The 12,689-nt window shown below is 65.0% G+C and carries 12 protein-coding genes; 10 read left to right on the top strand and 2 right to left on the bottom strand.

The window, feature by feature from the left end; translation table 11 throughout:
• Positions 1-204 precede the first annotated feature (204 nt).
• The 6 genes from G7044_RS01010 to G7044_RS00985 are packed head-to-tail and all read left to right on the top strand — an operon-like array spanning position 205 to position 6,708.
• On the top strand, positions 205-1,239 hold the full coding sequence (locus G7044_RS01010; RefSeq protein ID WP_166324645.1) for a rod shape-determining protein: 1,035 nt from the start codon (positions 205-207) through the stop codon (positions 1,237-1,239).
• A 15-nt stretch (positions 1,240-1,254) separates the two neighbouring features.
• Positions 1,255-2,181, top strand: a complete 927-nt coding sequence (gene mreC / locus G7044_RS01005) for a rod shape-determining protein MreC (protein ID WP_166324643.1) — start codon at positions 1,255-1,257, stop codon at positions 2,179-2,181.
• Between the two features lie 10 nt (positions 2,182-2,191).
• Positions 2,192-2,722, top strand: a complete 531-nt coding sequence (locus G7044_RS01000) for a rod shape-determining protein MreD (protein WP_166324640.1) — start codon at positions 2,192-2,194, stop codon at positions 2,720-2,722.
• The gene (gene mrdA / locus G7044_RS00995) at positions 2,722-4,668 is read left to right on the top strand and encodes a penicillin-binding protein 2 (protein WP_166324637.1); all 1,947 of its coding nucleotides are present in this window, start codon (positions 2,722-2,724) and stop codon (positions 4,666-4,668) included. Before G7044_RS01000 ends, mrdA begins: the two co-directional genes overlap by 1 nt.
• Positions 4,665-5,804, top strand: coding sequence for a rod shape-determining protein RodA (gene rodA, locus G7044_RS00990; protein ID WP_166324634.1), 1,140 nt, complete (start codon positions 4,665-4,667; stop codon positions 5,802-5,804). The genes mrdA and rodA overlap by 4 nt, the downstream gene beginning before the upstream one ends.
• Positions 5,785-6,708, top strand: coding sequence for a 2-hydroxyacid dehydrogenase (locus tag G7044_RS00985; protein WP_235931100.1), 924 nt, complete (start codon positions 5,785-5,787; stop codon positions 6,706-6,708). The genes rodA and G7044_RS00985 overlap by 20 nt, the downstream gene beginning before the upstream one ends.
• On the opposite strand, the gene G7044_RS00980 is transcribed toward G7044_RS00985, so the two are convergent.
• Together G7044_RS00980 and G7044_RS00975 are read right to left on the bottom strand one after the other, a co-directional pair.
• Positions 6,705-7,472, bottom strand: coding sequence for an SseB family protein (locus G7044_RS00980; RefSeq protein ID WP_166324631.1), 768 nt, complete (start codon positions 7,470-7,472; stop codon positions 6,705-6,707). The two genes, G7044_RS00985 and G7044_RS00980, sit on opposite strands and share 4 nt — an antisense overlap.
• Complete coding sequence (locus G7044_RS00975) at positions 7,459-8,046, bottom strand: uracil-DNA glycosylase family protein (RefSeq protein ID WP_166324628.1); 588 nt, start codon at positions 8,044-8,046, stop codon at positions 7,459-7,461. The genes G7044_RS00980 and G7044_RS00975 overlap by 14 nt, the downstream gene beginning before the upstream one ends.
• A 170-nt stretch (positions 8,047-8,216) precedes the next feature.
• On the opposite strand from G7044_RS00975, the gene G7044_RS00970 reads away from it, so the two are divergent.
• The 4 genes from G7044_RS00970 to G7044_RS00955 are packed head-to-tail and all read left to right on the top strand — an operon-like array spanning position 8,217 to position 12,682.
• Complete coding sequence (locus tag G7044_RS00970; RefSeq protein WP_166324625.1) at positions 8,217-8,870, top strand: ABC transporter ATP-binding protein; 654 nt, start codon at positions 8,217-8,219, stop codon at positions 8,868-8,870.
• The gene (locus G7044_RS00965) at positions 8,854-10,521 is read left to right on the top strand and encodes a capsule biosynthesis protein (RefSeq protein ID WP_166324622.1); all 1,668 of its coding nucleotides are present in this window, start codon (positions 8,854-8,856) and stop codon (positions 10,519-10,521) included. Before G7044_RS00970 ends, G7044_RS00965 begins: the two co-directional genes overlap by 17 nt.
• Positions 10,518-11,354 (top strand): 3-deoxy-8-phosphooctulonate synthase, encoded by an 837-nt coding sequence (kdsA, locus tag G7044_RS00960; RefSeq protein WP_166324619.1) that lies wholly within the window; start codon positions 10,518-10,520, stop codon positions 11,352-11,354. Before G7044_RS00965 ends, kdsA begins: the two co-directional genes overlap by 4 nt.
• Positions 11,351-12,682, top strand: a complete 1,332-nt coding sequence (locus tag G7044_RS00955) for a mechanosensitive ion channel domain-containing protein (protein WP_328803783.1) — start codon at positions 11,351-11,353, stop codon at positions 12,680-12,682. Before kdsA ends, G7044_RS00955 begins: the two co-directional genes overlap by 4 nt.
• Positions 12,683-12,689: the final 7 nt, after the last annotated feature.

Raw genomic sequence — 12,689 nt, 5'->3', positions numbered from 1 at the left:
TTCGCCACGGCCTGGTTAACCTTTTCTTGACGATCTGGGGCGAATATCGCCAGCGAATCCACGCCGCCTCACGAATGACAGGGGTTTCGGCGGGCTTCTCCAGCCTCTATATGGGGCAACAGCCTGCGGGCCGGGACGACTCGGTCAGCAGGGACAGGTTTGACATGAAGCCGGCGGAAGTCCGGTATCGAAGGGTAAGGCAGGATGGCGTTCTTCGGGCTGTTTTCGACGGATATTGCAATCGACCTCGGGACGGCGAACACGCTTGTCTATGTGAAGGGCAAGGGGATCATCCTGAATGAGCCCTCGGTCGTGGCCTATCATGTGAAGGACGGCAAGAAGCAGGTGCTGGCCGTGGGAGAGGACGCCAAGCTGATGCTGGGCCGCACGCCCGGCAGCATCGAGGCGATCCGCCCGATGCGCGAAGGCGTCATCGCCGATTTCGACAGCGCCGAGGAAATGATCAAACACTTCATCAAGAAAGTGTTCAAGCGCACCAGCTTTTCCAAGCCCAAGGTCATCGTCTGCGTGCCCCACGGCGCGACCCCGGTTGAAAAACGCGCGATCCGCCAGTCGGTGCTGTCGGCAGGTGCGCGCCGCGCCGGTCTGATCGCGGAACCCATCGCGGCAGCCATCGGTGCGGGCATGCCGATCACCGAACCGACCGGTTCCATGGTCGTCGATATTGGTGGCGGCACCACCGAGGTCGCAGTCCTGTCGCTGGGTGACGTGGTCTATGCCCGCTCGGTCCGCATCGGCGGCGACCGCATGGACGAGGCGATCATCAACTATTTGCGCCGCAACCATAACCTGCTGATCGGCGATCAAACGGCAGAGCGCGTGAAAACCAGCATCGGCACCGCTCGCATGCCCGATGACGGGCGCGGCGCCACCCTGCCCGTGCGCGGCCGCGACCTGCTGAACGGCATCCCGCGCGAGTTGGAAATTACGCAGGCCATGGTCGCCGAGGCGCTCGCCGAACCCGTCCAGCAGATCTGCGAGGCGGTGATGGTGGCGCTGGAAGCGACGCCCCCCGATCTGGCCGCCGACATTATCGACCGCGGCGTCATGCTGACCGGCGGCGGTGCGATGCTGGGCGAGCTGGATCTGGCGCTGCGCGAACAGACCGGCCTGTCGATCTCCATTGCTGACCAGCCGATGAGCTGCGTGGCGCTTGGCACCGGCAAGGCGCTGGAATTCGAAAAGCAGCTGCGCCACGTCATCGACTACGACAGCTAAGCCGGGAAGGGCGCGATGGCGCGCAAGGGTTACGACTTCGCCACCCCTGTCCGCCGCATCCTGATCGGGTTGCTGGCCCTGTTCCTGTTCGCGCTGTTCCTGTTCTGGCGCATCGACAGCCCGCGGGCCGAGGCGATGCGGTCCGAATTCGTCGACCGATTCGTGCCCGGCTTTGAATGGGCGATGACGCCGCTGACGCAGGTCACGCGGATGGTGTCCAGCCTGCAAAGCTATGCGCGGATCTATGAACAGAACCAGGAACTTCGCCGCGAATTGCAGAAAATGCAGGCATGGAAGGAAGCCGCCGTTCAGCTGGAGCAGGAAAACGCCAAGCTGCTGGCCCAGAACAATGTGCGGCTTGACCCCTCGCTGACTTCGATCACCGGCATGGTGCTGACCGACAGCGGCACGGCTTTCCGCCAGTCGGTGCTGCTGAATGTCGGCCGCCGCGATGGCGTGGTCGACGGCTGGGCGGTGATGGACGGGCTGGGGCTGGTCGGGCGCATCTCGGGCGTTGGCAACCAGACCAGCCGGGTGATCCTGCTGACCGATCCGTCATCCCGCATCCCGGTCGAGGTCCAGCCCTCGGGCGAGGATGCGCTGCTGACCGGTGACAATTCGACCCTGCCGACATTGGATTTCATTGAGCGGCCGGAAAACGTCCGCCCCGGCGACCGGGTGGTCAGTTCCGGCGATGGCGGGGTGTTCCCGCCCGACATTCTGGTCGGTCAGGTGGCGCAAGGCTCCGACGGTCGGCTGCGGCTGCGGATGGCGGCCGATTACGGCGGGCTGGAATTCCTGCGCGTGCTGCGCAGCCACCCGGCCGAAAGGCTGGAAGATGGCGGCGCGCTGGTGCTGCCGCCCGAACCCGGCATGATCGGCCCGCAAATGCCCCCTGCCCCAGCCGCACGGCCCGAGGCGACCTCGGCCGTGGCAGAGTGAGGGGGCGCCGATGATCGCCGTCCTGCGCAGCCGCCGCATCGTCGGCACGGCCGCCTATATCACCTTTGGGCTGGCGATCATGTTTTTCCAACTGATGCCGCTGAACCCCGGTCAGCCCGGCCTGCCCGGCCCTGATCTGATCCTGTGCGTGACCTTTGCCTGGGTGCTGCGCCGTCCCGACCAGCTGCCAGCCATCATCATCGCCGCGATGGCCCTGGTCAGCGACATCATGCTGGGCCGCCCCTTCGGGTTGTGGAGCCTGATGGTCCTGATCGCGACCGAGCTTTTGCGCCCGCGCGCCTTGCGGTGGGCCGATCAACCCTTCTTGTTCGAATGGCTGCGCGTCGCCGTGCTAATGGGCTTGATGATGATCGGCGCGCGGCTGATGATGGTGTTGTTCCTGTTGCCTGTGCCGACACTGGGTCCGGTCATGTTGCAATGGCTGGCAACGGTGATCGCCTATCCGCTGGTGGCGGCAGTCCTGCGCGCACTGGGGGTGCGCCGGATCAGTGCCTCGGAACTGGAAATGATGGGAAGCTGATGCGCAAGTCACCCAAGGACATCGTCGACAGCGCGCGGATCATTTCGCGCCGGGGGATCATGCTGGGCGTGATTCAGGCGGCGGTGATCGGCACCCTGGGCTTGCGGCTGCGGTCCATGCAGATCGAACATGCCGATGAATTCCGGCTGCTGTCGGACGGCAACTCTATCAAGATCCGGCTGCTGCCTCCGGTGCGCGGGCTGATCCATGACCGCAATGGCATCGTCATTGCCGGCAACGAACAGAATTACCGCGCCACCATCACCCGCGAACTGGCCGGCGATGTCGATCGGGTCATCGCCAAGCTGCGCCATCTGGTGCCAATGTCCGATGACGAGGCCGCCGAGATCCTGGAAAACATCGCCAAGCGCAGTGCTATCACCCCGGTCAGCATCGGCGATCACTTAAGCTGGACCGAGTTCAGCTCGATCGCCGTCAATGCCCCTGCCCTGCCCGGCGTTCAGCCCGAATCGGTGCTGTCGCGGGTCTATCCGCGCAACGGCGATTTTTCGCATGTGCTGGGCTATGTCGGGCGGGTGTCGGATTACGACCTGTCGAAGATGGAAAACCCCGACCCGGTGCTGATGCTGCCGGAATTCCAGTTCGGCAAGGTCGGCGCTGAAAACAAGCTGGAAGGCATCCTGCGCGGCAAGGCCGGCACCCGCAAGGTCGAGGTGAACGCCGCCGGCCGGGAAATGCGCGAGCTGTCGCGGCAGGAGGGCCAGCAGGGCGCCACCTTGCAGATGACACTGGACGCGGGTTTGCAGAACTATGCCGTCCAGCGTCTGGGCGAGGAATCGGCCGCGGCCGTGGTCATCGACGTGACCAATGGCGACATCATGGCCATCGCCTCGAACCCGGTTTTCGATCCGAACCTGTTCGTGCGCGGGATCTCGGGGCCGGATTACCGGGCGCTGATGGAACACGACCACCGCCCGCTGGCCGACAAGACCGTGCAGGGGGTGTACCCGCCCGGCTCGACCTTCAAGATGGTCACGCTGCTGGCGGGGCTGGAATCGGGGATCATCAACGAAGGCACCCGCTATTACTGCAACGGCGCGCTGGAAGTCGCCGGCCGCAAGTTCCACTGCTGGAGCAGGGGCGGCCATGGCAGCGTCAGCGCCGTGGAAAGCCTGATGAAATCCTGCGACGTCTATTATTACGAAGTCGCCCGCGCCGTCGGCATCGACCGCATCGCCGAAATGGCACGCAGGCTGGGCATCGGCATCGAACATGACCTTCCGATGTCGGCCGTGGCCACCGGCATTGCGCCCGACCGGGCGTGGAAGCAGGAACGTTACGATCAGCCTTGGGTGGTGGGGGATTCGCTGAACGCCTCGATCGGTCAGGGGTTTGTGCTGGCCTCGCCCTTGCAGCTTGCGGTAATGACCGCGCGGGTGGCGACAGGGCGAGAGGTCAAGCCGCGTCTGGTTCGGGCCATCGACGGCGTGCCGGAGCCGACGCCCGAATTCGCCGATCTGGGCCTGTCTGACAGGAATCTGCGCGCCGCCCGGCGCGGCATGGATGCGGTGATGAACGCGACAGGCGGGACTGCCGCCCGGTCGCGCATCGTGACCGAGGAATGGCGCATGGCCGGCAAGACCGGCACCAGCCAGGTCCGCAACATCACCGCAGCCGAGCGCGCCCGCGGCGTGACCCGCAACGACCAACTTCCCTGGAACCGCCGCGACCACGCGCTGTTCGTCTGCTATGCCCCCTATGACAACCCGAAATACGCCGTTTCGGTGATCGTCGAACATGGCGGCGGCGGCTCTGCCGTGGCCGCCCCCGTGGCGCGCGACATTCTGCTTTACGCGCTGTCGGGTGGCGTACCGCCCTTGTCGGCTTATCCCGACAGCCAGCGCAGCCAGATCGAGGAGATGCATCGCAACATGCGCCTGATCACCCCGGTCGCGGGCAACAGCAGCGGGCGGACCCGGGCATGAGCTATCTTGATTACAAGGTCGCCGATACGCCGCGCGGGATCCGCAAGATCCTGTCCTTGAACTGGCCGCTGGTTTTCCTGCTGGCGGCAGTCGCCTCGGCCGGGTTCCTGATGCTGTATTCGGTGGCAGGCGGCAATATCGACACCTGGGCGCGGCCCCAGATGGAACGCTTTGCCATCGGCATGGTGCTGATGATCGGGCTGGGCTTCGTGCCGATCTGGTTCTGGCGCGGTATCTCGGTGGGGGCCTATATCGTCTGCGTGCTGCTGCTGGTGGCGGTGGATGTCATCGGCCATGTCGGCATGGGGGCGCAGCGCTGGCTGGACCTTGGCCCGATCAAGCTGCAACCGTCCGAGCTGATGAAGATCTCGCTGGTTCTGTTGCTGGCGGCCTATTACGACTGGCTGGACCTCAGCAAGGTTTCGCGCCCACTGTGGGTGCTGATCCCGGTCATCCTGATCCTGATCCCGACCGCGCTGGTGTTGCAGCAACCCGACCTTGGCACCTCGCTGCTGCTGTTGATGGGCGGCGCCATCGTGATGTTCGCCGCCGGGGTCAGTCTGTGGTATTTCGCCGCCGTGATCGGTGCGGGTGTCGGGCTTGTCTGGACCGTGCTGGAAAGCCGCGGCCAAAGCTGGCAGTTGCTGCATGACTATCAGTTCCGCCGCATCGACACCTTTCTGGACCCGTCGCAGGATCCGCTGGGCGCGGGCTATAACATCACCCAAGCGCAGATCGCACTGGGATCGGGCGGCTGGTCGGGGCGCGGTTTCATGCAGGGCACCCAGTCGCGGCTGAACTTCCTGCCCGAGAAACAGACAGACTTCATCTTCACCACTCTGGCCGAGGAGTTCGGCTTCATCGGGGCGGGGTCGCTGCTGGCGCTTTATGCGCTGATCATCGGTTTCTGCCTGTATTCGGCGCTGACCAATCGTGACCGCTTCGCCAGCCTGCTGACCATCGGGATCGCCGGGACTTTCTTCCTGTTCTTCTCGATCAATATGGGGATGGTGATGGGGCTGCTTCCGGTTGTGGGGGTACCGCTGCCGCTGGTCAGCTATGGCGGCACGGCGATGATGATCCTGCTGATGGCTTTCGGCATGGTGCAGTCGGCCCATGTCCACAGGCCGCGCTGAGATGCGGGTGCTGTTCGCCGCCGATGGCTGGGACCACTGGGCACCCGCAATCCGCGCCGCCTGCCCCGAGGCAGAGCTGCTGCAATCCGCCCCAGATGACAGCGTCGATGCGATCATCTATGCCCCGAACGGGCCGGGCTGCGATTTCGCCGCCTACCCCTCGGCCCGGCTGGTGCAAAGCCTCTGGGCCGGGGTCGAACGCATCGCGCCAGATCCCAGCCTGACCCAGCCGCTGGCGCGAATGGTCGATCCGGGGCTGGAACAGGGGATGCGCGAATATTGCGCAGGCTGGGTGCTGCGCCTGCATCTTGGTATGGACAGCTACGCGCAGGACGGCATCTGGCGCAACGCGGTGGTGCCGCCTTTGGCGCAGCAGCGCCGGGTCACGGTGCTGGGTGCTGGCGCCCTTGGTCAGGCGGTGGCGCTGGCGTTGAAGGATCTGGGCTTCGATGTTGTCTCTTGGTCTGCATCGGGTCGCGGCGCGCCCGGCGTACCAGCCCTTGCCGGCAGGGATCTGCCGCAAGCGCTGGCGCGGGCCGAGATCCTGCTGCTGCTTCTGCCCGACACGGCAGAGACGCGCGGGCTGCTGAATGCCGAAACGATGGCGCTGCTGCCCCAAGGCGCCGCGATCATCAACCCCGGCCGTGGAACGCTGATCGAGGACACCGCGCTGCTGGCAGCCCTTGATCGCGGCCATATCTCGCAGGCGATTCTGGACGTTTTCCAGACCGAGCCCCTGCCCCCCGAGCATCCATTCTGGAGCCATCCGGGCGTGGTGGTGACACCGCATATCGCCTCGGAAACGCGGGTCGAAACCGCCGCCACCGTTGTCGCCGAAAACCTGCGTCGGGTCATGCGGGACCAGCCGCCGCTGCACCTCGTCGACCGCGCGAAGGGTTACTAGAAGCGCAGGATCGGCGGCTTGTCGGGATCACTGCCGGGCGCGCGGGGGGCTGATTTCGGCGCCGGTGCAGGCTGAACCGGGTCCAGCCGCAGCAGCAAGGCATTCTCTGGCACGGCCAGATCAAAGGCCACGTCACAGGGCTGCGGCAGGGGCGGCAGGAAGGCGATCAGTTCTGCCAGCGCCTTGGCCAGCAATGGGCGCCGTTCGTCGGCCACACCCGACAGCACGATCAGATGACCGCGCGCGCCATCCGTCCATTCCGCCGCCACCAGTGCCGCGCCATCGGCCAGCCCCGCCATGTCGGACAGCCGCGCCGCCAGAGGCTCGGCCAGGGCCGCCACCATTTCGGGCGCGGGCGGCGTCAGCCGGGCCGGTCCGGTCTGGTCCTCGGTCGGGGCCGATTGCAAAGCCCGCGCCAACCAGTCCAGCGTCGCCGGCTCCAACACCATCTCAGAGGGGGCGCCGGGATTGACCATCAGCGCGACCCCCTCGGCTGCAAGCATTGCCGCGAGCGCCCGACCGGGTAGTGCGGCATGGGCGACAGGCTCGGCGAAGAACTCGGCCAGCCGGTCCTCGGTGTCGGCCGCGACAGCCGTGCGCCCGGTCGGCAAATCGAACAGGCGCAGCTGGATCCGATCACCTTCGGGATCGCCCGCCAGAGCCACGAAGATCTCGGTATCAGCCAGCCGGTTCAGCACGCGCGCGCGCGCGGCATCGGACAGATCGTGAAACGGCACCACGCAAAGCGCGTCAAGCGGGGTCATTCAGCACCTCCTGCACCCGAATGCGCAGGGCCGGCAGCAGGTCTTCGGCGAACCAGCCATTGCGCTTGAGCCACCCGGTATTGCGCCAGGACGGATGAGGCAAGGGGAAGACGGCGGGCGCATGGTCGCGCCAGCCCGCGACGATATCGCTGACACTGCCCTTGGCCGCCAGATGCCAGCGCTGCGCATATGCGCCCACCAGCAGCGTCAGGCGTGGCGCCAGCTGGTCCATCACCCGCCCCCGCCAGGTCCCGGCGCAGATCGGCGGCGGCGGCAGGTCGGCACCCCTGGCGTCATAGCCGGGAAAACAGAAAGCCATCGGCACGATCGCGATGCGATCGCGGTCATAAAACGTCTCGGGCGGGATTCCCATCCAGTCACGCAGCCTGTCGCCCGAGGCGTCGTCAAAGGGTTGGCCGCTGGCATGGACCCGCGCGCCGGGCGCCTGACCCACGATCAACAGCCGCGCCTGCGGCCGAAACCAGACCACCGGGCGCGGCGCGTGCGCCGTGGCCGTCGCGGCAAAGCGCCCCGCGCAAAGCCGGCAGGCAAAGATCTGGTCCGTCAGCATCATCCCTTGCAGTTAGGGGCTTTCCCTTCAGGTTTGAATGGCAGGCGATTCACATTTCATAAACCAGCCGCGCAGGGATTGATGGACTTCGCCGCCGCGCTTGCGTAATTTCGGCAGGAAGAACATGACATGGTAAGCGCCGCCCGCAGACGGGCAGCGGGCGGAACTGGTTGATGCTGGAATTCGATAATGTTTCCAAATCCTTCTGGACGGGAACTCAGCGCAAGGTGATCCTTGACCGGGCCTCGTTCCGGGTCGAACTTGGCCGTTCGCTTGGCATCCTTGCACCGAACGGCACCGGCAAGACTACGCTGATCAACATGATGTGCGGGCTGGAAAAGCCTGATGAAGGGGTGATCCGCCGGCATTCGCGGATCTCTTTTCCGCTGGGTTTCATGGGCGGCGTCATTCCCAAGCACAGCGCCAATGAAAACGCCCGCTTCATCGCCCGCATCTATGGGCTGGATCCAGACTATGTTTCGGCCTTCACCCGCTGGCTGACCGATATCGGCGAATATTTCGATATGCCGGTCGGCACCTATTCGGCGGGGATGCGGCAGCGGTTTGTGTTCTCGCTGCTGTTGTCGCTGGAATTCGACATCTACCTGATCGACGAAGGCATGCCCAATGCCACCGATGCCGAATTCAACCGCAAGGCCGGCAAGGTGCTGAACGAACGGCTGGAACGTTCGACGGTTGTAATCGTGTCGCACATCCCGGAAATCCTTGAAAAATTCTGCCGTGAAGCCGCCGTTCTGCGCGACGGCAAACTCTATATGTTTGAAACGCTGGACGAGGCGAAACAATATTATGACTACACCGCCTAAGGTTCGCATCTATCACAGCAAACGCCGGGAATCCGGCCTCAGCGCGCAAGAGGACGCAGCGCGGAAAGCGGCTGACGAAACCCGCGCCGCCGTGCAAGCGACCGGCGGCAGCCCGGATAGCGCGCCCCCAGCACCTTCGGATCCAAAGGACGAGATGGAATCGCGGATCGAGGCGGTGCAGCAAGAGGGCCTGACCGGCCGGCAGTTGCGGCTGGCGCGGCGAATCGCCGCGATGCATGGCATTGATGTCGATAGCGACGCTGAGGCCGTGGTCGTCCTGCGCGACCGCGGGATCGACCCTTTCCACCGCTCTTCACTGGCGCAACTGGTTGCCAATTCCGGCCAGCCTGCCAACCCCAGGCCCGCCCCCGGCAGCCAGATCGCCCTTCGGGCCGAGGCCCCGACCCCGACCAACAGGGGCAGCATCGGCCAGATCGCCCCTGCGCGCATACCGGCCGGCGACGGCGATCCCGCTGACCTGCCCTCACGCGAGGCGCTGACCGAAGAGCGCCGGGCTGCCGAGATCTACCGCATCCAACGTGACATTGCGCGGCGCCGTCGCATTCGGCAGTTCTGGCTGGCTGTGCGCCTGCTGCTGCTGGTGGGCGTCCCGACGGCCATCGCGGGCTGGTATTACTTCAAGGTCGCCACGCCGCTTTATGAAACCAGTGCCCAGTTCATGATCCAGCAGGCCGATACGGCCATGGTCTCCAGTGGCAATTCGATCCTCAGCGGGATCCAGCTGAACCCCGATTCGGTGGCGGTGCAAAGCTATCTGACATCGAAGAACGCCATGCTGCGCCTGGATCAGGAAGTCGGCTTCAAGCAGGCATTCCAGGACCCTTCTTTGGATCCGCTGTTGCGGCTGGACCCGCAGGCCACCGATGACGATGCCTACAAGACCTACAAGGACATGGTGAAGGTCGGCTATGATCCGACCGAGGGCGTCCTGAACATGGAAGTCATCGCCCCCGACCCCGTGCTGGCCGAGGAGTTTTCGACCGCGCTGATCCGCTATGCCGAGGGGATGGTCGACGAAATGACCGCCCGCGTGCGCAGCGACCAGATGGAAGGGGCGCAGCAGAACTACACCGACGCCGAGGTGCGCGTCCGCGAGGCTCAGGACAAGGTGCAGACGCTTCAGGAACAGCTGGGCGTGCTGGATCCCACCTCGGAAAGCAGTCTGGTGATGAACCAGATCGGCCAAATGCAGTCCGAGTTGACAAGGAAAGAACTGGAACTGGCGCAGCTTCTGTCGAACGCGCGGCCCAATGCCAGCCGGGTCGAGGGTGTGCGCGGAGACATCGCCCGCCTGCAAGAGCTGATCACCGCCAAGCGGGCAGAAATGACCGAGGGCTCCGGTGATCGCGGGTCGCTGGCGCAGGTCACCGGCCAGCTGCGAATCGCCGACGCGGACCTGACCACCCGCCAGCAGCTGTTGGCCACTGCCGCCTCGCAGCTGGAAATCGCTCGGGTCGAGGCGAACAAACAGGTTCGCTACCTGTCGCTTTCCGTGGCCCCAGTTCCACCCGAAAACGCCACCTACCCCAAGGCCCTCTCGAACACGGTGGTGGCCTTCCTTATATTCATGGGGATTTATCTGATGCTGTCACTGACCGCATCCATTCTTCGGGAACAGGTATCCACATGAAGCACGTCCAGATCGGCAATCTCATCTGCGGCAACGATCTGCCACTGACAGTCATCGCTGGCCCCTGCCAGCTGGAAACGCTGGACCATGCGCTGATGATCGCCGAGACCATGGCCAAGGCCTGCACCGATGCAGGCGCGGGTTATGTCTTCAAGGCCAGCTATGACAAGGCCAACCGCACCTCGCTGAAAGGCAAGCGCGGCATCGGCATGGAAGAAGGCCTGCGCATGCTGGAAACCGTGCGCGACAGGATCGGCTGCCCGATCCTGACCGATATCCACGACCCCGAGCAGGCCCGTACGGCCGGGGCGGTTGTCGACGTGATCCAGATCCCTGCCTTCCTGTCACGCCAGACCGATCTGCTGTTGGCCGCCGGCGAAAGCGGCGCCGTGGTAAATATCAAGAAGGGCCAGTTCCTGGCCCCCTGGGACATGCCGAATGTGGCCGACAAGGTCGCCTCCACCGGCAATGACAAGATCCTGCTGACCGAACGCGGCGCCAGCTTTGGCTATAACACGCTTGTGACCGACATGCGGTCGCTGCCGATCATGGCGCAGACCGGCTATCCGGTCATCATGGACGCGACCCATGCGGTGGCGCAGCCGGGCGGTCAGGGCGCATCGTCAGGTGGGCAGCGCGAATTCGCGCCGGTCATGGCGCGCGCGGCCGTGGCGCTTGGCGTGGCGGGGGTATTCATGGAAACCCATCAGGATCCCGACAATGCCCCCTCGGACGGGCCCAACATGATCTATCTGGACCAGATGCCGGCGCTAATCGCCAGCCTCATGCGCTTTGACGCGCTTGCCAAATCGGACCCGGTGATGGGCGCGTGACGGGACGGCCCACCGGCATCCTGCGCGTGGCGCTGCTGGCGGGCCTTCTGGCGCTGCCTGCACAGATCCTGCCTGCGCAAGATGCCGGGGGGCAGCCCGACGGCACCATCACCGTCGAATCAGATACCCGGTCGGACCGGGCGATTCGTGACCGGATCGAGGATATACTCGGCGGGTTGGACGGGTATGGCGATGTCACCGTCGCGGTCGATTCGGGCATCGTCACGCTGGGGGGCACAGTGCTGGACAGCAGCGCACTCGATCGGCTGGACCGGCTGGTCGCCCGTGTCGACGGCGTGGTTGAGATCGAGAACCGCGTTCAGGAAACCACCGATCTCGGCGCCCGGCTTACGCCGGTTGCGCAGCGCTTCCGCGACCGATTGGTGCAATGGACTGCCTTCCTGCCGCTGCTGGCGGTGTCGCTGGTGGTGGCGGCGCTGATCGCATGGCTGGGCGGACGCATCGCACGTCTGCGCCAACCCTGGGACCACCTTTCGCCCAACCCCTTCATCGCTGAAATTCTGCGCACGGCCATCCGGCTGGGCTTCTGGATCGCTGCCATCGTGGTGGCGCTGGATATCATCGGGGCCACGGCGCTTATGGGCACCTTCCTTGGCGCGGCCGGGATCATTGGCATCGCGCTTGGCTTTGCAGTGCGCGATACTGTTGAAAACTTTATCGCCTCGGTCATGCTGTCGCTGCGCCAGCCCTTCCGCCCCAATGATCTGGTAGAGATCGAGGGCAATACCGGCCGCGTCCTCAGCCTGACCAGTCGCGCCACCACGCTGCTGTCGCTGGACGGCAACCACATCCGCATCCCCAATGCCACCGTCTTCAAGGCCGTGATAACCAATTATACCCGCAACCCCGAGCGCCGGTTCAGCTTTGATCTTGGCGTTGATGCGGGCGCGGATCTGGGCGCGGTCCGCGTTCTGGGCCTGAAAACGCTGCAGGCGCTGGATTTCGTGCTGCCCGCGCCCGAGCCTGCGGTCTGGGTGAATGAGATCGGCGATTCCAATGTGATGATCCGGTTTACCGGCTGGGTGACCCAGCAAGGCGCCGAGTTCAGCAAGGCCCGGGGCGAGGCGATCCGCGTCGTCAAGGAAACGCTGGAAGGCGCCGGCTACGGCCTGCCCGAGCCGATCTATCGCGTCCGGCTGGAGGAGCTGCCGCCCGAGGAGCATGCCGAACCCCACGCGCCTGCGCCGTCCCCTGCCCCGCAACCGGTTCCCGACATGACCCCCGACGCCGCCTTTGAAAAACTGGTCGACGCAGAAAAGGACCGGGGCGAGCAGAACCTGCTGTCGAAAGACGCCCCGCACGAGTGACTGCGCC

This window comes from Paracoccus xiamenensis, assembly GCF_011308835.1.
Lineage (GTDB): Bacteria > Pseudomonadota > Alphaproteobacteria > Rhodobacterales > Rhodobacteraceae > Paracoccus > Paracoccus xiamenensis.
The sequence above is the reverse complement of the archived record's forward strand: the minus strand, read 5'-3'. Positions and strand labels throughout refer to the sequence as shown.